Source organism: Saccharibacillus sp. JS10, assembly GCF_024436065.1.
Taxonomy (GTDB): domain Bacteria; phylum Bacillota; class Bacilli; order Paenibacillales; family Paenibacillaceae; genus Saccharibacillus.
In genome coordinates this window covers 43,149-63,724 of record NZ_JANFNS010000006.1, presented here as the reverse complement: position 1 = coordinate 63,724, position 20,576 = coordinate 43,149, and the positions used below count along the sequence as shown (strand labels likewise).

At 47.1% G+C, this 20,576-nt stretch carries 22 protein-coding genes and 1 riboswitch; of the genes, 8 read left to right on the top strand and 14 right to left on the bottom strand.

Annotated elements, in window-relative coordinates:
• Positions 1-118: 118 nt before the first annotated feature.
• The 5 genes from NOM90_RS17040 (at position 119) to NOM90_RS17020 (ending at position 4,347) form a co-directional block, all read left to right on the top strand.
• Complete coding sequence (locus NOM90_RS17040) at positions 119-439, top strand: hypothetical protein (protein ID WP_255943693.1); 321 nt, start codon at positions 119-121, stop codon at positions 437-439.
• 331 nt (positions 440-770) lie between these two features.
• Complete coding sequence (locus NOM90_RS17035) at positions 771-1,814, top strand: ABC transporter substrate-binding protein (RefSeq protein WP_255943691.1); 1,044 nt, start codon at positions 771-773, stop codon at positions 1,812-1,814.
• A gap of 117 nt (positions 1,815-1,931) precedes the next feature.
• The gene (locus NOM90_RS17030) at positions 1,932-2,855 is read left to right on the top strand and encodes an ABC transporter permease (RefSeq protein WP_255943690.1); all 924 of its coding nucleotides are present in this window, start codon (positions 1,932-1,934) and stop codon (positions 2,853-2,855) included.
• Positions 2,855-3,649 carry an ABC transporter ATP-binding protein gene (locus tag NOM90_RS17025; protein ID WP_255943689.1) on the top strand — a complete coding sequence of 265 codons (795 nt, stop codon included), beginning with the start codon at positions 2,855-2,857 and terminating at the stop codon, positions 3,647-3,649. The genes NOM90_RS17030 and NOM90_RS17025 overlap by 1 nt, the downstream gene beginning before the upstream one ends.
• A gap of 200 nt (positions 3,650-3,849) precedes the next feature.
• Entirely contained in the window at positions 3,850-4,347 is a 498-nt protein-coding gene (locus NOM90_RS17020) for a type III toxin-antitoxin system ToxN/AbiQ family toxin (RefSeq protein ID WP_255943688.1), read from the top strand.
• 247 nt (positions 4,348-4,594) lie between these two features.
• Here NOM90_RS17020 and hprK read toward each other — a convergent pair whose 3' ends face one another.
• Positions 4,595-5,512, bottom strand: a complete 918-nt coding sequence (gene hprK / locus NOM90_RS17015) for an HPr(Ser) kinase/phosphatase (protein ID WP_255943687.1) — start codon at positions 5,510-5,512, stop codon at positions 4,595-4,597.
• Positions 5,513-5,617: 105 nt separating this feature from the next.
• Positions 5,618-5,980 (bottom strand): HesB/IscA family protein, encoded by a 363-nt coding sequence (locus NOM90_RS17010; RefSeq protein WP_255943686.1) that lies wholly within the window; start codon positions 5,978-5,980, stop codon positions 5,618-5,620.
• A 454-nt stretch (positions 5,981-6,434) separates the two neighbouring features.
• Between NOM90_RS17010 and mqnE the strand changes: the two genes are divergently transcribed.
• A complete protein-coding gene (mqnE, locus tag NOM90_RS17005; protein ID WP_255943685.1) occupies positions 6,435-7,541 on the top strand; it encodes an aminofutalosine synthase MqnE in 1,107 nt (368 codons plus the stop codon).
• A gap of 44 nt (positions 7,542-7,585) precedes the next feature.
• A complete protein-coding gene (locus NOM90_RS17000) occupies positions 7,586-8,650 on the top strand; it encodes an NAD(P)/FAD-dependent oxidoreductase (RefSeq protein WP_255943684.1) in 1,065 nt (354 codons plus the stop codon).
• Positions 8,651-8,943: 293 nt separating this feature from the next.
• On the opposite strand, the gene NOM90_RS16995 is transcribed toward NOM90_RS17000, so the two are convergent.
• Positions 8,944-9,201 carry a YuzB family protein gene (locus tag NOM90_RS16995; protein WP_255943681.1) on the bottom strand — a complete coding sequence of 86 codons (258 nt, stop codon included), beginning with the start codon at positions 9,199-9,201 and terminating at the stop codon, positions 8,944-8,946.
• Positions 9,202-9,373: 172 nt separating this feature from the next.
• Here NOM90_RS16995 and NOM90_RS16990 point away from each other — a divergent pair, with 172 nt between their 5' ends.
• Positions 9,374-9,619, top strand: coding sequence for a NifU family protein (locus NOM90_RS16990; protein ID WP_255943680.1), 246 nt, complete (start codon positions 9,374-9,376; stop codon positions 9,617-9,619).
• Between the two features lie 137 nt (positions 9,620-9,756).
• Here the strand turns inward: NOM90_RS16990 and NOM90_RS16985 are convergent, their stop codons facing one another.
• From NOM90_RS16985 to NOM90_RS16935, 11 genes are all read right to left on the bottom strand, one after another.
• Complete coding sequence (locus NOM90_RS16985) at positions 9,757-10,611, bottom strand: MetQ/NlpA family ABC transporter substrate-binding protein (RefSeq protein WP_255943679.1); 855 nt, start codon at positions 10,609-10,611, stop codon at positions 9,757-9,759.
• 106 nt (positions 10,612-10,717) lie between these two features.
• The gene (locus tag NOM90_RS16980; RefSeq protein WP_255943678.1) at positions 10,718-11,389 is read right to left on the bottom strand and encodes a methionine ABC transporter permease; all 672 of its coding nucleotides are present in this window, start codon (positions 11,387-11,389) and stop codon (positions 10,718-10,720) included.
• Positions 11,386-12,405, bottom strand: a complete 1,020-nt coding sequence (locus NOM90_RS16975; protein ID WP_255943677.1) for a methionine ABC transporter ATP-binding protein — start codon at positions 12,403-12,405, stop codon at positions 11,386-11,388. Before NOM90_RS16975 ends, NOM90_RS16980 begins: the two co-directional genes overlap by 4 nt.
• 215 nt (positions 12,406-12,620) lie before the next feature.
• A riboswitch (SAM riboswitch) is annotated at positions 12,621-12,762 on the bottom strand.
• A gap of 174 nt (positions 12,763-12,936) precedes the next feature.
• Positions 12,937-13,842 carry a COX15/CtaA family protein gene (locus NOM90_RS16970; protein WP_255943676.1) on the bottom strand — a complete coding sequence of 302 codons (906 nt, stop codon included), beginning with the start codon at positions 13,840-13,842 and terminating at the stop codon, positions 12,937-12,939.
• A 195-nt stretch (positions 13,843-14,037) separates the two neighbouring features.
• Complete coding sequence (locus tag NOM90_RS16965) at positions 14,038-14,391, bottom strand: thioredoxin family protein (protein ID WP_255943675.1); 354 nt, start codon at positions 14,389-14,391, stop codon at positions 14,038-14,040.
• 61 nt (positions 14,392-14,452) lie between these two features.
• Positions 14,453-16,066: a putative polysaccharide biosynthesis protein gene (locus NOM90_RS16960; protein WP_255943674.1), complete on the bottom strand. Its 1,614-nt coding sequence runs from the start codon at positions 16,064-16,066 to the stop codon at positions 14,453-14,455.
• 45 nt (positions 16,067-16,111) lie between these two features.
• Complete coding sequence (locus NOM90_RS16955; RefSeq protein ID WP_255943821.1) at positions 16,112-16,591, bottom strand: DUF456 domain-containing protein; 480 nt, start codon at positions 16,589-16,591, stop codon at positions 16,112-16,114.
• A gap of 46 nt (positions 16,592-16,637) precedes the next feature.
• The gene (locus NOM90_RS16950; RefSeq protein WP_255943673.1) at positions 16,638-17,474 is read right to left on the bottom strand and encodes a Cof-type HAD-IIB family hydrolase; all 837 of its coding nucleotides are present in this window, start codon (positions 17,472-17,474) and stop codon (positions 16,638-16,640) included.
• Between the two features lie 149 nt (positions 17,475-17,623).
• A complete protein-coding gene (locus NOM90_RS16945) occupies positions 17,624-18,607 on the bottom strand; it encodes a Gfo/Idh/MocA family protein (RefSeq protein ID WP_370866640.1) in 984 nt (327 codons plus the stop codon).
• 136 nt (positions 18,608-18,743) lie between these two features.
• Positions 18,744-19,622, bottom strand: a complete 879-nt coding sequence (locus NOM90_RS16940) for a metal ABC transporter permease (RefSeq protein ID WP_305121068.1) — start codon at positions 19,620-19,622, stop codon at positions 18,744-18,746.
• Positions 19,619-20,563: a metal ABC transporter permease gene (locus NOM90_RS16935; RefSeq protein ID WP_255943670.1), complete on the bottom strand. Its 945-nt coding sequence runs from the start codon at positions 20,561-20,563 to the stop codon at positions 19,619-19,621. Before NOM90_RS16935 ends, NOM90_RS16940 begins: the two co-directional genes overlap by 4 nt.
• Positions 20,564-20,576: the final 13 nt, after the last annotated feature.

Below are 20,576 nucleotides of genomic sequence, written 5' to 3'. Positions count from 1 at the left end.
TTGCTGAAAAAGTCAAATTTGAAATTTCTTGTTTCAAGCTTTACTGGCATGGGTATTGTACGTTGTATTCATTTTTAAACACATATTTCAACACATAAGGAATCTGGGGGAGTATCTTATGGTGCTCGCACGCACATTCAAAGGAATCAGCGGTCTGTTCGAGTTAATGCTCGGCTTGCCTCTGCTCGGTGGAATGGTCGTCATGGGAAGCGGTTGGGGCATTTCCGTGATTATGTTCGTTCTGCATGTGGTTACCCTTGTTTTGTCGTTGCAGCACCGGCAATCGTTTTATGGATCGGTCGCAGGTCTTGTCACTTGCGTCCTCGTATCTGTCCCGGTTGTAGGCATGTTCGGTCATTGGGTAGCCGCCATCTTGCTGCTTGTTAGTATGGTGGATCGGTATGGAGCAGGAATGGCCGGTGGCTTCCGTCGCTTTTGAGCGATTAGCCACAAAAAAACGATTCGTCTTGTCGAAATCAACATCGATTTCGAGGACGAATCGTTTTTTATTTGCCAAAAGATACAATTGTGGATTGACTGACGGTAAATGGGCAACGTAAGATAGGAGAAAACATTCGCCGGTTATTTTTCACCATTACACGCTTTGTCACTTTCTCGCACGAAAGCTACAATGCGGTTTCGCGGTCTTCAATTAAAAGGCTAAGGGATAAGCTTTGCGATTTGTTTCGGATCACGGTAGTCTTCGCCAGATGGACAGATCGCGCTCCGTATGGATTGGATCTAAGAAGAATAGAGAGGGGTTCTACACAATGTCAAAAAAGAAATGGTTACCGCTTGTCCTTACATTATCGATCGCTGCTCTAGCTGGTTGCAACTCCAGCACTTCTTCAAGCAATACAGGAGCTACAGACGGAGACGCTGCGGCAAATACAGATGCCAAAACGTACAAAGTCGCGATCTCGCAAATCGTTGAGCATCCGTCATTGGATGCGACGCGCGAAGGTTTCGTTGCTGCACTCAAAGATGCAGGAATCGTCGAAGGTGAAAATTTGACGCTCGATTACAATAACGCACAAGGTGATTCAACCAACAACCTATCGATCGCACAAAAGCTTGCTGGCGCGAAAAACGATCTCGTATTCGCGATTGCCACACCTTCTGCTCAAGCCGTAGCGGCGCAAGTCAAAGAAACACCGGTCGTATTCGCTGCTGTAACTGATCCAGTCAGTGCAAAAATCGTAGCAAGTATGGACAAACCGGGCGCTAACGTAACTGGAGCTTCCGATACAAATCCAGAAGCAATCAAAGAATTAGCAGACTTTATCGCCGAAGAAATGCCAGATATCAAAACGGTCGGTCTTGTCTTGAACGAAGGCGAACCGAACGCAGTTGTGATGGCAGATCGCGCCGAACAAGAATTCAGCGCACACGGTATCAAGCTTGTCAAAGCGGCTGCAACGAACACCTCCGAAGTGCAGCAAGCAGCTCAATCGCTGGTCGGCAAAGTCGATGCGCTGTATATCACGCTCGATAATACCGTTGTCAGTGCTGTGGATACCATCATCCAAATCGCGAACGACAACAAAATTCCGTTCTTCTCCAGCGATCGGGATACGGTAGAAAAAGGCGCGTTCGCGACGGTCGGATTCAAATACTACGACCACGGCTACCAAGCTGGCGAAATGGCGGTTCAAATTTTGAAAGACGGCAAAAAACCTGCTGACCTTCCGGTTGCGATGCAAGAAAAACTGGATCTGATCATGAATCTTAAAGCAGCTGAAGCTCAAGGAATCACCGTCACCGACGAAATGAAAAGCAAAGTTAAAGATCAAGAAAACAATATCATTCAGTAACCTTTAACTACACGATACAGTAGGCGAAAAGAAACGGGATGAGCATGTGCTTCATCCCGTTTTCTTTTTTACCGGTCACTGAAAATCATTTTTCATCTTCTACAGGAGGCGTCATCTATGTTCGAAAACTTTGTCGGTTCGCTGCCCGGCGCCATTTATCTGGGTCTTCTTTACGCTTTGATGGCGCTCGGCGTTTATATCACGTTTCGTATTCTTGATTTCCCCGATTTGACGGTAGACGGAAGCTTCACTACAGGCGCCGCTACCGCAGCTGTGATGATCTCGCACGGCGTCTCGCCGTGGTTATCTTCTTTGGCAGCTATTGCGGCAGGGATGATTGCAGGCGCTTGTACAGGGCTACTTCATACCAAGGGTAAAATTAACGGTCTGCTCTCCGGTATTTTAATGATGATTGCGCTCTATTCGATCAATCTGCGAATTTTAGGGATGCCTAACGTATCGATCATGGGTGAAAAAACGGTACTCAGCGCGTTCCCTCCGATTCCTTTTATGATCATCGTCGTATTGATTTTCAAATTCGCTTTGGATGCTTTCATGAAAACGGATTTAGGTCTGTCTCTGCGAGCAACGGGCGATAACAAACGTATGATCCGTAGCTTTGGTGCCAATACCGATAACACGACGATTCTCGGAATCAGCCTTTCAAATGGTCTGGTTGCGTTATCGGGTGCTTTTATCGCGCAGCAATCGTCTTTCGCTGACGCAACGTCCGGGATCGGCATGATCGTTATCGGTCTCGCTTCCGTTATTATCGGCGAAGCGCTGTTCGGTGCCAAAACGGTATTCCGTGCAACGCTGGCAGTTATTCTCGGCTCGATCGTATACCGAATCGTGATCTCGCTTGCGCTGCAAATCGACGGCTTCGAGACTTCTGACTTGAAACTGATTACAGCGATCATCGTCATTGTGGCGCTCGTCTTCCCAACTGTACGAGGCGCACTCAAACAACGTAGCGCTGCTAAAAAACGTTCTGCCGAACTACTCAAATCGTTCGAATCGACTCCGGGAGGTGAACGCTGATGCTACATGTCTCTAATGTATCCAAGTTGTTCAACTCCGGTACAATCGACGAAAAGATCGCGCTGATCGGCATTGAACTTCAATTGAATCCCGGCGATTTCGTTACGGTGATCGGCAGCAACGGCGCCGGCAAATCGACTTTGATGAATATGATCTCGGGTGTCATGAAGCCGGATACCGGCGATATCAAGATCGGCGACCGCTCCGTAACCGCGTTACCGGAACATCGCCGCAGCCGCTGGATCGGTCGCGTCTTCCAAGATCCGATGGCAGGCACCGCACCTCGAATGACGATCGAAGAAAATTTGGCGATGGCTTATCTACGAGGTAAACGCCGGGGCTTCTCTTTCGGCGTCAGCAGCGCCCGTCGCAAAATTTTCCAAGCCGAACTGAGCCGCCTCGGGATCGGTCTGGAAAATCGCTTAAACGCCAAAGTCGGCTTGTTATCCGGCGGCGAACGCCAAGCGCTCAGTCTGTTGATGGCAACATTCACTCGCCCTCAAATTCTGCTGCTCGACGAGCACACCGCCGCGCTCGACCCTTCTCGCGCCGAATTGATTACGTCGTTAACCGACGAGATCGTACGCGATATGAACTTAACCACTTTGATGGTTACGCATAATATGGAACAAGCGATCCGACTCGGCAACCGCCTTGTCATGATGGACAAAGGCAGAATCATCCTCGACATCGGCGAAGCCGACAAAAAGACCTTGACCGTCGAACGCCTGATGAGCGAATTCGAACGCATAAGCGGCAAAAAAATGGCAGACGACCGCACCTTGCTAGGCTAGTCTTCAAAAAATCTTGAGAGATCTCTAAAAATAAGTTATAATTTGGATAGAATCATTGGTGTTTCGCCACCATAAAGGGCGAACGAAATAGTTGGGGTCTCGCTCCCATTAAAGGTGAACGAAAACATTGGAGCCCGCTGCCATAAGTGCGAAAAAGAGATAGCTTGAATGCTATCTCTTTTTTTTATAGGAGAATTTCAATGAATTTTTACAGATTGAACAGTGACTACGTAAATTATTTAAAAAATTTCGATTCTAAAGTGCAAGATAATTACAATGGGACAAGAGCTTATATCGGTATTGTTGTTCGTATCGGATTACATAATTATTTTGCACCTTTATCTTCATACAAAACATCTCAAGATAAGTACAAAAAAAATGATACAATCTTCAAACTTCATAGTCGTACCAACGAAAATGATAAATTAGGGCTCATTCACATCAATAATATGGTTCCTGTCTTGCCAACCGAAATGGAAAAAATCATATTTGCGAATGAGGAGAAAAAGTATGCGACGTTACTCCAAAAACAATATCAATTTATTTTATCGAATGAAACAAAAATAACTGAACAAGCTGAACGTTTATATAAAAGAGTAGTTGAGAAAAAAGAAAAGTTTTTTGTGAATTTATCTTGTGATTTTAAACTTCTCGAAGAAAAATATCTTCTTTTTCATCAAAAAGAACTTCCAAAATGAATAATCGCTCATAAGTCTTCCCAACCCAAAAAAAGCTGCTCTATTCGCATCCGCGAAGGCAGCCTTTTTTTATCGTTCTTTATCTTTTAATCTAACCTACCACATTGAAGAGGACGTGCCGCGAGCGGGAGGATTCTGCATGGAAGCGACTTTCGGCTTTCCGTAGGAAAACGAGTCCGAGCGCCCAGGCAGAATCCTCCCGCTCCCGCTCCCCTCCAGCGTCCAGCCCGCCCATTTCAGCTCCAGCCTACTCCGGCATCTCCTCTTCCAGCCTCCCCATAAACTCCTCCGCCGCACTATACCCAAGCTGCTTCAAATACCAATTATTCGCTGCCGCTTCGATCAAGCCCGACGTATCGCGTCCCGGTTGAAGCTGAATTTCGATATGCGGAATCTTCACCCCGAGATATTCGGTAAACTGATCCGCGACTTCCAGATCGTTATTGAGCGCTTTGTCATCCCACGGCGTCAATTCGATATCCAGAACAATACGCGTCTCGTCTTGGAAAGCCGTCCGTCCATACTGCCGCACCACATTAATCAGACCGATACTCCGCAGCGCCAAAAATTCGCGAGTAATCGTATTATGAGTCCCCAATAACGTAGAAGGACCTAGCTTTTTTAGAACAACCACGTCGTCCGCGACAAACCGATGCCCGCGTCCGATCAGCGTATGCGCCGTTTCGCTTTTGCCGATCCCCGAACGCCCGCGCAGTAACACGCCGATCCCCGATACGTTGATACATACGCCGTGAATCGACATTTCCGGAGCCAAAGCTTTTAACAAATAACCGTCCAGCTTCGTCAAAAACTCGGTAGTTTTATCAGCAGTACGCAGCAGCGGAATTCCTTCTTGCTCGCAGTACATTTCAAGAAACGGAATTTCTTGTTGCCCCGTGGTTACGATAAAACAAGGCGGATGGTATTTCACGATATTGCCGATATGTAATCTGCGTTCTTCCACAGTTTGTTGAAGGAGATACGTAATTTCTTTACGCCCTAACACCTGCACCCGATTCATCGGAAAATAATCAAAATAACCGACAAACTCAAGCCCCGGGCGATGCGCTTTGGAACGAGTGATTTCACGGTCAAGCCGATCGGCTCCCGATAAAACTTCTAACTTGAGTGCTTTGACCACATTTTCTACGGAAACCGACTTCATACGTGACTCCTCCTCAGATCATCAACTGAAACCCAGCAAGCTTATCCGATAAAAAAAGCTTTCAGCCCGGAAATGCTATCCAAGCCGAAAGCCTTGTACATTCGATCAGTCGCAAGGTTGCGCTAACACTTCGTCTTCTTCCCGAGTTCGGAACGAAGATCCACAACCACAAGTGGCTACTGCATTCGGATTGAAAATGGTAAAGCCTCCGCTCATACCGGATTCTTCAAAGTCCACTTGCAAACCGTTCAGATACTTCAGATCGTCTTTCGCTACAACAACCTTGATATCTTCTACATTCATATATACGTCGTCCGCATCGGACTCTTCATTATCAAAGCCCATCGCGTATGAAAAACCGCTACAACCGCCGCTAGCTACACCTAGTCGAAGAAACATTCCCGGCGTTTCTTGCTGCTCTAACATGTTTTTAATCCGTGAAGAAGCAGCTTCCGTGATTTCAATCATGGTTTTTCCTCCTTTACGCTTATCTTTCTTCATTATACGCCTCTCTTTCCAACGACTCAAGCATTTAAGCGTACTTCTTACACCTAAACGAGTTTTGAATACGATTTTAACTTTATGGTTATATTTACATATCAAACTGATATTGCTCCGTTCAACGAGTAGGTTTATAATGAAAGAGAATGATGTTTTAAATTTTCGGAATTTCGACAAAAAAAGCGTGCCTAGGTTTTCAACTTCTACGTTTTGACCTTATAAATAGGTACAGCTGTAGTTTGCTTAGGCTACTCGATGTAATTTTTTTCACACCTTGTGCGAAACGTTTAGTCGTTCTCGCTAAGATAGCGCCGCGATATGCGGCTTTGTTTTTTTGCTTGCCCATTTTTCCGGTTTAATCCGGTCTGCCCGTTCGGAGCTTCTCGCTTCATGCTCGGGATCTACAAGGAGGTTCTTATTTATGTCCACAATTATTAATCCAACTATGGATAAACGTATGGCGGAAATCGCAGAAAAGGTTCATAACGGTCAACGTTTGAGCTTGGAAGACGGCGTTTATTTATATCAGAGCGAAGATATTTTGACGATCGGACAATTGGCGAACGAAGCCAACCTGCGTAAAAACGGTAAAAAAGTCTACTTTATCGAAAATATGAGTCTGTACTTTACCAACGTTTGCGAAGCGCATTGTGCGTTCTGCAACTTCCGTAAAGACCAAGGCGAAGAAGGATCGTACACGCTGAGCGGCGAAGAAATGGTTCGTTACGTCGAAGAAAATATTACGCCGGGCGTACGCGAGTTCCATATCGTAGGCGGTCACAATAACCATGTACCGTTCCAATATTATGTAGATTCTCTTGCGGCTTTGAACAAACACTTCCCGGAAGTGACGATCAAAGCTTATACCGCAGCAGAAATCGATTTCTTCACGCGTATCAGCGGTCTGTCAATCGAAGAAGTGCTGAAAGCTTTGCAAGCTGCAGGGCTTCAATCGCTGACAGGCGGCGGCGCGGAAATCTTGTCCGACGAATATCGTCAAAAAATGCGCGTTAACAAAGCCAATGTAGACCGTTATCTGGAAGTACACCGTACCGCTCACAAACTCGGTATGCGCACCCACACCACGATGCTGTACGGTTCGATCGAAAGCCACGAAGACCGCATCAACCATATGATTCAAATCCGCGAGCTTCAAGACGAAACAAACGGATTCATGGTCTTTATCCCGCTTTCCATGCAGCCAAAAAGCCGCAATGCTAGCATTATGCGCCGTAACTCGGCTTACGAAGATTTGAAAACGATCGCGATCAGCCGTTTGATGCTCGACAACATCGATCATATTAAAGCTTACTTTATTAACATCGGTACACAGTTGACGCAAATGGCTTTGACATTCGGAGCATCCGATGCTCACGGTACGATTGTCAAAGAACGGATCAGTCACGCGGCTGGTGCGGTTACGCCGGAAGGATTGACACGCAAAGAGTTGATCTGGCTGATCAAAGGAGCAGGTCGCACTCCGGTAGAACGCGATACGTTCTACAACGAGATCGAAGTTTACGAGTAACGGCTTGTTTCACTCTACCATTCCACTCACAAGGAGAACTGCAAATGAAAAATCTCGTTATTCTCGGAGGAGGCTACGGTGGCCTAACGATCCTAGACGGACTTCTTGAAAAGCTTCCTTCCGACGTGAATGTGACGTTGATCGATCGTCAGCCTTACATGGGACTTAAAACAGAGTATTATGCACTTGCGGCAGGTACGGCAGCCGATCATCATCTACGGATTTCGTTCCCTGACCATCCGCGTATGAACAAGCATTTCGGAACGGTAGAAAAAATCGATGTGGAAAACAAACAAGTATTGCTACAAAACGACGAACCCGTCTCTTACGATCAGCTCGTCATCGCACTCGGTTGTACCGATAATTATCACGGCGTACCCGGAGCGGAAGAATTTACGTATAGTATTCAATCGCTGAATGCTTCGCGCCGTACGAACGATAAACTCAGCAGCTTAAAACCTTCGGCGCATGTGCATATCGTAGGCGGAGGCCTGAGCGGGATCGAGCTTGCAGCAGAACTGCGCGAAAGTCGCCATGATCTTAAAATCACGTTACTGGATCGTGGCGATCGCCTGCTGTCTTCGTACCAACCTCGAATTTCGAGATACGTGCAAGATTGGTTCAAAAAGCACGACGTTGAAGTGTGCCATAAAGTATCGATCAGCCGCGTAGAAGAAGATGCTCTCTATAACGGCGACGAACTGATGCACTCTGACGCTGTAGTCTGGACAGCCGGGATTCAACCGGTTGAAGTCGTGCAGAATCTCAATGTGACGAAAGACCGCTCAGGTCGCGTCGTGATCAACGAATATTCGCAAGTTCCGGATCATCCTGAAATCTTCGTATGCGGCGACTGTGCAAGTCTTGAATTTGCACCAAGCGCCCAAGCTGCCGAATCGCAAGGCGAGCAGATCGCTCATGTCCTTCTTGCTTTTTGGAAAGACGAAACGCCGAAGCTTAAGCCGATTAAGCTCAAAGGGATGCTCGGTTCGCTGGGGCAAAAAGCGGGCTTTGGTCTGAATGTGATCGGGGATACGTCGATTACAGGTCGGGTGCCGCGTTTGTTGAAAAGCGGCGTCTTATGGATGTCGAAGCATAACTTGGGTTAGCTTAGCTAAATTAGCCGAAGTAAAATCCAGTATTAAAAGTTCTGCGGCGTTAACGCTTCGGGGGAGCTTCATTTCGATCGCTTGTTGCTTTCGGGAAATTGGATTGGATTAGGCTAAGGGAATTTCCCGAAAGCAAAGGCGAACGCTGACGCTTCTACATGAAGTTCCCCTACGCTATGCGGATGCTTAACTTTTTCTTTTTACTACGCAAAGAAGCCGTACTTGAACCAAGTACGGCTTCTTTTTTGCTATGGGGTGAACAAAATTACTTCTTGAGGAAAACATCGATTATTTTAATCTAAATTCAAAGCGTCCCAAGGGTCTTCTTCGTTCATTTTAGCGTCGATGGCTTGCTCTAATTGTTCGATCGTTTCGGCTTCAACGACATCGCCGTTTACCATGGCGTAAGGGCCGTAGTCGCATTCGATACAATTGCCGAGGCAGCCGTATTCGATAACGTCGTATTCGGGATTCTTTTCTAGCTTATTAAAAAGTTCTTGGGTGCCGTGGTGCATGTTGCTGGCACAGAACTCGATTATGGGTCTAATCATCTGTTCTCACCTATTCTTGTTTATTCTCATTCGTATGACGATTAACGTGGAATGGTTCTTTAAATTTGATTCCATTTATATTATAATACAATAGAGAGTTTTGCAAAAATTCTCCGAAGTGGTTAAGACGTTTTGACTATACGCTTCAAACATTTGAGAGGAGCTGACTATAATGGCTGAAAATACACAACTCGACATGTATGATGAAGTATTGGATGTATTGGACAAATTGCGTCCTTTCTTGCAACGTGACGGCGGCGACGTGGAACTGGTTGACGTAGAAGACGGTATCGTGAAACTGAAGTTGGTTGGCGCTTGCGGCAGTTGCCCAAGTTCGACAATCACACTGAAAGCCGGTATCGAACGCGCACTGTTCGAAGAAGTTGAAGGCGTAAACGAAGTTATCCAAGTCTTCTAAGTTTGTATGAATAAAACGGTGTCCGCTAATGCGTATGCCGTTTTTTGTTGCCTATAGATGAATTGTATCATTTGAACAATAAAAAGCCCTGTTTCCCAATGATGGGAAGCAGGGCTTTTGGATCTTACATCGACGGCTTAGAATGCCGGAACGATTGCGCCTTCGTATTTCTCTTCGATAAACTTTTTCGTATCGTCAGAGTTCAAAGCCGCTACCAATTTTTTGATTGCATCGGAATCTTTGTTGTCTTGACGAGTTACGAGCAAGTTTGCATACGGTGAATCTGCATCTTCGATAAACAGAGCGTCTTTTGTTGGAACAAGACCTGCTTCGAGTGCATAGTTTGTGTTGATCAGCGCCAAATCCACTTCGCCAAGTTGACGAGGAAGAGCTGCTGCTTCGATTTCGATGAATTCCAAGTTTTTCTTGTTTTCTTCGATATCGCCTACAGTTGCTGTGATTCCTGCGCCTTCTTTAAGCTTGATCAGACCTTCTTTTTCAAGCAGCAGCAGTGCGCGTCCGCCGTTAGTCGGATCGTTAGGAATTGCTACTTTTGCGCCATCTTGCAATTCGTCTACCGATTTTACTTTTTGCGAGTAAGCGCCGAAAGGTTCAACGTGTACTTTCGCTACGCCAACCAAGTCTGTTCCTTGTTTGGAGTTTTGATCATCCAGGTAAGGTTGGTGTTGGAAGAAGTTTGCGTCCAGTTCTTTTTCGTTCAACTGCGTGTTAGGCAAAATGTAGTCTGTGAACTCCACGATTTCCAAGTTCACGCCTTCTTTTTCCAAAGCCGGTTTGATGTGTTCCAAGATTTCAGCGTGCGGAACCGGCGATGCGCCAACTTTCAACGTTACGGGTTCAGTCGATGTTGCAGGTGCCTCTGTATCTGTCGATCCTGTAGTTGCGGTGTTCGTTGTCGTGGTGTTATTGCCGCAAGCTGCCAGCAAAAGTAACAATGCCAAAGTGAGTACTGCGAAAGACCATTTTTTCATGTGTGTTCGCCCCTTTTTTTGTATGGCTCGAAAGCCTTTGTTGTATATAAAGTCGCCCTTTGTTTGAAACAAATAGAAACGACTGCATATCGATCGAACTTGAATCTTACTTGCGGGTAAAATGAGTCACCAGACGATCACCGATCATCTGAATGATCTGCACCATAATCACGATAATGACTAACGCGACTAACATAACGGATGTCTCGTAACGATTATAGCCGTAGCTGACTGCCAGTTGCCCAAGACCGCCGCCGCCAACCAGACCCGACATTGCGGTATACGAGATCAGCGTAATGATCGTGATCGTGAAGCCGGCGATAAGACCTGGCAACGCTTCGGGCAAAATGACCCGGAAAACGATCTGCCGCGTGGAAGCGCCCATCGATTGAGCCGCTTCGATCACGCCGCGATCGACTTCACGCAGCGAAGTTTCGACCAGACGAGCGAAGAACGGTGCTGCACCGATCACAAGCGGCGGAATCATTCCGCGTACTCCGATTTGCGTATCCACGATAAATTTCGTGAACGGCAATAACGCGATAATCAAAATGATAAACGGTACAGAACGTAAAAGATTGACGACAAATGCCAATATGCTATAAACGGTACGCGCGCCTACAGATGACGAACGTGCGGTCAAAAACAAAATGATTCCGATCGGAAGCCCCAAAAGTAACGTAAACAGACTGGAGTAACCCAACATTTGAAGCGTAGCGTTCGTCGCTTTGCCAAACTCCGTCCAATTCACTTGCGAAAAATCGAGTTCTTTATTCATGCGCCCAGTTCCTCCACTTCCAACCGCTGCTCGGTCAATCGTTCTAATGTCCGAACAATATCAGCGGAGTCGCCTTCGAATCGAACAATCAACTGCCCATAAGGCGTTTCTTTGATGCGCGAGATCGTACCTTGCAAGATCGCGAAGTCTACGCCTGTTTCTTTGACCGTTTGCGACAAAATCGATTGATAGGTCAGATCGCCGATAAACGTTACTTTTACCGTGCGCGCCGATACCGCCGTGGTCGAACGAATCGCTTCTTCTAACGCGCTCGCATTTTCGGATTCCCGATTGATAAAATCGCGCGTTACCGGTTGCTGCGGTTTTAAGAAGACTTCGATTACAGGTCCTTCTTCGACAATAACTCCGCCTTGAATGACGGCTACCTTATCACAAATGCTCTGGATCACGTGCATTTCATGCGTAATCAGCACAATCGTCAAGCCCAGTTTGCGATTGATATCGAGCAGCAGACGCAAGATCGAATCTGTCGTCTGCGGATCGAGCGCCGATGTCGCTTCGTCGCACAGCAGGACATCGGGATCAGTAGCAAGCGCTCTAGCGATGCCGACTCTTTGTTTTTGCCCGCCCGACAATTGCGCCGGATGTTTTTTGGCATGTTCGGTCAGACCGACAAGTTCCAGCATTTCTTTTACTTTGCGATCGACTTCCGCTTTGGGAGTTCGAACAAGCCTTAACGGAAACGCAATATTTTCATATACGGTGGCCGACGAAAGCAGATTGAAATGTTGAAAGATCATTCCGATTCGGCGACGTTGTTCTTGAAGTTGGTTTTTGCTGAGCTTGGTCATATCGGTCTTACCGATTACGACTTCGCCGCTTGTCGGCTGCTCCAGCATATTGATGCAACGGATCAGTGTACTTTTACCGGCACCGGAATGACCGATTACACCGAAAATTTCACCTTTTGCAATTTCAAGATTGATGCCTTTTAATGCGGTCATGGCTTTGGTGCCTGTTCCGTATGTTTTGACTAAATTTTTAATCGTGATCACTGCATACTTCCTCCTACTCCGCCGAGCTTTTTTTGAATACATCGCCTTGTTCGTGCTCCGCGTTGATGCTTTAAAGCTATAGGTTGATCGTATTCCTTTCTATCGGAGTTTGTCCGACCGATGTGAATACAATAGGTTAGCTAAATTAAAATGGAAATCAAAAAGAGCCCTTTTTGGTTTGACAAAAAGGGCTCGCATTATTCGCGAAAAGCGCCTTCTCATCTGCCAGAATCCTGAATCTGATCCTGTAGGAATTAGCACCATGACATCCTGATACGCGTCATCTTTACGATGTTCGTATGCAGAATCGGTTGCCGGGCTTCATCGGGCCTATCCCTCCGCCTCTCTCGATAAGAAAAATCTTATATATCTCATTGGAAAGCTTGGTATTTAAAAAAGTAAAAATGGATGTAACCTAAATCCTTAACCCAGTATATTCAGTTTCACACGGTTTGTAAAGGTATGACGCAAAAAAAGAAGCCTTCTCTCGAAGACTTCTTCTGGTCGAGCCTTATTTTACTGAGAATGAAGTTAAGCCTGTGCCGGCTTGTTCACGCGTGCAGATTTGGATTCACCAGCCGGAAGACGGCTTAGCTCCCAAGTTCGGATACTCATAAAGCATAAGAATGCGAACAAGAAATCGGTAATCAACGTATGGAGCATCGGTGCGAACATATAATATTCGCTACCCAATACGACCAAGTTCAATACACCGCTAAGCGGTAAAGCAATCATCAACACGATCACGATAATGCCAAGTTTGCGAATATCCGGGATATGACTGTAGTTGCGAATTGCCATATGCCCAACCATCAATACGAGTAAAAGTAAAAGCGCCGATGCGATATGCAGAGCGACCGAAGCTTTTGCCAATTCGGTATGACTTACGAGTGCCCCGGTGTAGACAACTACATAGGTGAATACTGCCGAGAAAATCGTCAGATTCCGTGTACGCTTGCTGACCCGCTGAGTCTCCGGCGGCGCTTGATACCGCTCCAAATTCCCGGCTCGCCGAACCGACAATGCCAACACCAGCGCACTCGCGAACGCGATCAAAGCAAATCCGAAATGCAGCGCCATAATTGGAGCGGATTGCGAGAATACGACTGCCAATGCGCCCATCACCGCTTGCACGATTACGAAAAATGCCATGATTGCCGCATAAATTTGAAAATCGCGACGTTTACGTGCCCAGATTAAAAAAGCAACCAAAGTAACCAAAGCGATTATGCCTGCAATCCCTGCTGTTAAACGGTGCGTATACTCGATCAATGAACCGATCGTGGTTCCCGGCACGAATTTACCGTGACAAAGCGGGAATTCACGTCCACATTCCAGACCTGAGCCTGTTCGGGTCACGACTACACCGTTGAACGAGACTAATAGCATAATCAAGCAAGACGCATAACTCAGCCATTTCAACACTTTATATTTCAAAAGTTTCACCGCCGATTTCGAAAAGTAGTAGGCAACATCTAAAACTTCGCGATCGCAAAGACTTCTAAACTGCCTGTTTCTTTTATTATAACGGAAATGTATCGCGGTTAAGAATAGGCTTTGTGACAAAAAAGGTTCAAATCTAGCGCAATAAAAAAAGCTTACTTCGCCAAAACGAAGTAAGCTTTAAATCCATTAAGAACGCTGGCTTGCCAATTGAGTATGCACTTCTACTGCGCGATCCAGAAACGTCTCGATTTCAGCACGCGATTTGCGCGCTTTGTTCACGAAGCGAATCAGTTCTTTGCCTTCCGAAAAAGCAACGAAACTTGGAATTCCGAGAATATTCAGCTCTTGGCTGACTTCTTCGACTTCTTCCACATCGACTTGAATGAGCTTCACTTGGTCTTTGCGTTGTTCTTCGACTTCAGGCATGAACGGGTCGATAAAATGGCAATCGCCGCACCAGTCTGCGCGGAATACCGCTACAGTGAGTCCAGAGCCTGAGATCGTTTGATCAAAATCAGCTTTTGTGCGAATTTGTTCCATGTTGGTTCGCTCCTTTTATACGTAAATTTAACTTCAATTAAATCCAATAATCTTCTTATTATTACCCACGTTGCAGACGCATCAACGGACGCAGCACTTTTTGAAGCGGACGTGGATACGTGCCCAGTTCGTCGCGGCGGATAACCCGCAAAATGACCAATAATAGCAGATAAATCAAAGGTACAATGATTCCGACTGCGATACATGCGAGTAAGAAAGCGAGACGATCCGGCATTGCAGCCGTCAGAGCGCTTCCCGCTTCGCTAAGCCCGAAGCTCGTGCCTGCAATAATAACGCAAGTGATAATAAATGCCGGCCAGCGTCTACCCAAGACAGAAAAGGAGACAATTCCACGCAACGTGCGCAGATTCAACATCGTGATGACCAAGAAACATACCCCTGTCATGGCAGTAATTCCATAAATACCGAAGAATGGCGCAAGCGCAACGCTACCTGCTAACTTAACGACGAGACCGATACCGACATGCACCATCGAACGGCGTGCTAAATTCATTCCCAGCAGCATAGAGTTACTGACCATCATGGTAATCTGGAAGATCGTTCCGAGCGTCACTATAGCAATGATTGGCGCGCCTTCCAACGTACTGAACAACAATCCATTAACGGAGTATGCCGCAAACCCTAGTGCCAAAACAATCGGCATACCTGTCAGCGTAGCCACTCTCATTGCAAGCGTGATTTGCTGCTGCAAATGCTGCTCGTCTTTACGCGCAAATGCTGCCGAAATGATCGGAATGAGCGATGTACTTAAGGCAATCGCAAGGATCGGCGGAATGCCTGCTACACTCTGTGCGCGGCTACCGAGAATACCCAGCTGCATCGTCGCTACCGCATCCGTAACATGCCCGACAAGCAAAGGCTTTACAATCGTAGTGTCGATAAAGTTGATTGCCGGAACTGCCAGCGAAGACAATACGATCGGAATCGACAATTTGAAAATATCGCCGTAAATCCGGCTGAGCGGAATCGTCTGATCATGACGATTAATAAGCGTTAACCCTTTTTTGCGTTCGTTTTTGGATAATTTGATCGATGCCATCAACATGATCGCAAATGCACCCAGACTGCCCAGCACGCCGCCAAAAGAAGCACCCGCAGCGATCGTTTCACCCGGTTTACCCATTTGAAGCAAAATATAAGCGAGTAAAATAGCGGTAAACACGCGCGCGACTTGTTCAATGATCTGCGATACGCCGCCGACTGCCATCATATTTCGTCCCTGGAAATAACCCCGCATCATCGCAATGGTTGGGAACAAAATCAACGCGGGAGCAAGCGCACGGATCGCGGGAGCCGCTTCCGGTAACTTCACCATTGCTGCATACCACGGTGCAAAAATATACAGAAGCAAAGTAATCGCAACGCCCATCATGCCCGAGAACAGTAATGCCGCGTAATAAATACGTCCCGCTTCTTGCGGACGCTCCAATGCGTAGCGTTCCGAGATCATTTTGCTCAGCGTACTCGGAATTCCCGCCGTTGCCACGGTAAGCAGCATCAGATAGATATTGTTGGCGGCGCTAAAAGACGCGTTACCAATATCGCCTAACATATGCTCCAGCGGAACACGCTGAACCAGCCCTAATACCCTAGCGACAAGCGCCGCTGCCGCCAAGATCAGCGTTCCTTTAATAAATGACTCCTTTTTCGACAAAACCTGTTCCCTTCTTTCCCCCGTAACAAGCTGCGTTCAGCTTTTCTATACGATCCAGATAATAAAGATCACAATCATCACGACTTGCAAAATCCCTTTGACAAGCGTACTGCTCAGCAGACCGACTAACGCACCCCAGCCTGCTTTTAACGATTGCTTAAAGTTCGAACCATGAATCAACTCACCGATCACCGCACCGATAAAAGGCCCTAAGATCAGACCGAAAGCCGGAATTACAAAAGGACCGAGAATCAATCCGACTGTACTCAGTTGAATCGATAGTTTGGAACCGCCGAACTTTTTGGTGCCCCATGCGCTTACCACATAATCGGCAACGATCAGCGCAACGAAAATAACGGTCTGAATAATCCAGAACCATACGGTAAGATCTTGGAAGGAAAAGAACCAGCCGTATACGAAAAAGGCAAAATAAATCGCGATTGCCCCCGGCAAGATCGGGAATATCAATCCCGCCATACCGACAATAAACAGTGCCACGACCAGCACCCAACCCAAAATGTCCAATGCGATCACTTACGTCCCTCCTCTATTATAGATCTACCGCTATAACTTACGCAGAAGGATCGTCTTCTCGACCTATCGCCGGCGCCGCAACTTTAGATTCTGCTGTAAGGTCTGTATCTTCCGATTCTTCGAATTCTACCCCATCCAGCATGTACTCGCGAATCACTTGCACGATACCGTCTTCGTTATTGCCGGCTACCGTAATATTCGCCGCTTCTTTGATAACGTCTTGGGCATTTCCCATCGCGACGCCAAGACCCGCGGCTTGAATCACCGCAATATCGTTTAGACTATCGCCGACCGCAATAACTTGCTCCATTTTGATATCGAGCAGTTCGCATACTTGCTGAATCCCGCTCGCTTTGGAAATCCCCTCAGGATTAATCTCCAAATTCTCTGTCGACGAATTCGTGATTTGAAGACCGCCCATATCTTGCAATCTCATCAACAGTTGATGCAAAATATCAGGATCTTTCGTATTATAGCCGAATTTCAACCATTCATGATCTTCTAACTTCTCTGCCCAATGATCTCGGTTGTAAAGTCGCTCCGTCGTATATGCCCAGAACCAGACGCCATATTCTTCGGCAAGTGCGTGCATCTTGCGAATCAATTCCACATCCATTAGCGCGCGAAAATGCAGTTCACGTGGCGCTTTCCATACTTCGCTACCGTTCACCGTAACCATAGGCGTTTCCAACCCAAGTTCTACGGCATAAGGCAAAGCATGAATCGCCGCTCTACCGGTCGACAAGCAGACATGGAATCCTTCTTTGATTGCTCTTCGAATCCATTTAGCTGTTTCCTCCGATACTTGATGATCGTCGTTCAGCAAAGTTCCGTCCATATCTAACGCAAGCAGTTTATAATCGTAACGCGACATTTGTCTACCCCTTCCTTCACCTTGTTCACTCTCGCCATTCTATCACATTCGCTAGTTCGCTCCAATGTAGAGCCCTTGAGCTTTCTTACCACTTTTTCGACATCAAAAAACCTTCTTCCAGAAATTCTGAAAGAAGGCATAAGTTTAACTTATAATTTGATGCTGCGTCCAGACAACGCCGATTGCAGAGCCGCAAACGTCACTTCTTGCGTTTTGCACGCATCCGCGTAATCAGACAAAATCCCCGATCTGTCGCCGGTACGTAACGCATGAAGGAACGCTTTCGTTTGACGGAAATACGGATTGCTTTCTTCTGCAAATACGTTTTCCTCGTTAATTTTGGTTACTTTCAGATGCCCGGTCGTCCATTCCCATAACCCTTCTCGCGTGTAAAAGGACAATCCGGCTTTTCCCACGCCCGAAGGCAGCACGCAAGTATTCGAGATCGTCGCCACCGCACCTGTTTTCATTTTCAAAGTGACAGTTCCGATATCATGCACATTCGTATTTTCCCATTCTTCTTCCGGAAAACGACTCGCATATACCGCATGAACTTCATCCACTTCACCCGCGACATGCCTTAATAAATCGACGATATGCGTGGTCTGTTCGATAAACTGTCCACCGGATTGTTCTTGCTTGCGCCACCAAGACACTTCTGGCATATCGCCCATCCACATCCCTGTCGCAATCCCGATTCGCCCTGGATGCAGATCTTCGCGAAGTCGCTCTACATTGTCTTGATACCGGAAATGATAGCCGACAGATGTAATCATATCCGGAGATTTCAAGCGCATGAAACCGAGAATATCTTGTGGCACTTCGGCATCGGTTCCGAGCGGTTTTTCCACCAAAAAAGGAATCCCTCGTTCGATCAATTCACGTTCGATCTCACCGTGCGCCATCGGTGGCACACAAATATACACGGCATCGAGGACTTGTGCGTCTGCCATAGCGGATACGCTCTCATAGCCTAACGAATCATACTGAATCGCGAATACGTCCCCTTTGTTTTTGCTGCTGCCAACGATACCTACGATTTCGACATCATCTGTTGCTGCGAGCAAATCCGCGTGTTTTCTTGCAAAGCCCCCTGTGCCTACAATTCCAATTCGCAGTGTCAACGCGCTCATCCCCTTTTTTATCTGCCGCCTGATCTGGCGTTTGTCTCTATAAGAGTACCATGAGGTTTCTGTAAAAATCTACTGAATAACTTCATCGTACTCCTTGCAAAAAAGCACCCTTCATCGAATGAAGAGTGCTTGTAGATCAGACAACTTGAGCCGCTGAGCGTCTACGTGCCAATCGAGCAATCAGACCGTTTTTCGGAGCCAGAACCAACGCGAAAATAAACAGAATTCCGGCTACGGAAACGATGCAACCTGCGATTGAAGCATCCAGCGCGTAAGAAATCAGATAACCAACTACTGCCGATACAATCCCTACCGCTACGCTAAGACCAATCATAATCCCTAGACGATGCGTAAGTAGATAAGCGGTCGCCGCCGGAATGATCAACATCCCGACAACGAGAATCGCGCCAACACTTTCAAAAGACGACACTGCCGTCATCGATACCATACCCATCAATAAATAATGGAACAGAAGTACCGGAATTCCGCACGCGACTGCCATCGCCGGGTCGAACGCGCAGATTTTGAACTGTTTATAAAACAATCCAAACAGCAGCAAAATAACGGCCAGCGTAATGCCAAGCATCCAGACGGCTCTCGGTCCCATATTGTTCCCGCCTAACGTCCATGTATCCCACGGTACATAAGCAATTTCTCCGAACAAGACGCAATCCAGATCCAGATCGATATGCTGGGCGTTCAAGCTAATAATGAGCACGCCGACTGCAAACAATGCCGTAAATACAATCCCGATCGACGCATCCGATTGCAGCCCGGACGTCTGAAGCGTCTGAATCAGGAACACGGTCAACAGACCAAAAGCCGTCGCGCCAAGCAACATCCACATGGAGTCGCGCGTACCGCTCATCAGAAAAGCAATCGCGATACCGGGCAGCACCGCATGGCTGATTGCATCGCCGACCAAAGCCATCCGTCTTAGAATCAAAAAACAACCCAGAATCGAACAAGCGCTGGCTACCAATATGGCGGTTAAGATGATCCAAAAATCCATCATTTTGGCGTTCCTCCTTCGGCGGCGTTCAGAGCGCTTCGTTCAGCCGATTGCGCATACGTGGATTTGAGATTGCGATGGCGCAATATTTTGGAAAACCATCCTCGTCCAGGCGCGAACAGAAGCGATAGCACGAATAATAAAGTTGCGACGAGCACCGTTACAGGCCCAGTCGGGATCCCTTCACCCAGCGTACTGATTGCAGCTCCCGAAGCTCCGCTTAGTGCACCGAACAATCCGGCAAAAGCCAGCATCACCGGCAATCGATCTGTCCAATACCTTGCTGCCGCCGCTGGAGTAATCAGGAGTGCCGCGACAAGTACCACACCAACCGCTTGAATACCGGCTGCTACGGCAACAGTCGTCAAAATCAGCATCGTGTGTTCCAAAATCCCGACAGGCAAGCCGATTCCGCGTGCAAATCCCGGATCGAAGCTGATCAATTTGAATTCTTTGAACAGCAGTATCGCTGCGACGATCAATAGTACCGATACGCCCATCAAAATATAGACGTCGCTCGTTACCATCGCTGCCGCTTGACCGAACAAATACTTGTCCAGTCCGCTTTGGCTACCGCTTCCGCTATGTTGAATATGGGTCAGCATCACGGTGCCTACGCCAAAAAAGAACGTTAATACAATGCCCATCGAAGCATCGGATTTGATCTTGGTCCAACGTGTGATCGCACTCACGCATAACACCGCAGCAATCCCGGCGAACAATGCACCGAGCAAAAATAACGAAGCTGATTTCACTTCGTTTAACATAAACGCGATACATACACCCGGCAAAGCCGCATGAGCGAGGGTATCGCCAAGCAGACTTTCCCGACGCAAAAAGGTAAAGCTTCCGATCACGCCGCTACCTAGACCAAGAAGCATACAGCCCAGTAAAATCCAACGCGTGTTAGGATCGCTCCATAACGATATGAGCCAATCGAGCATGTAAATGTCCTCC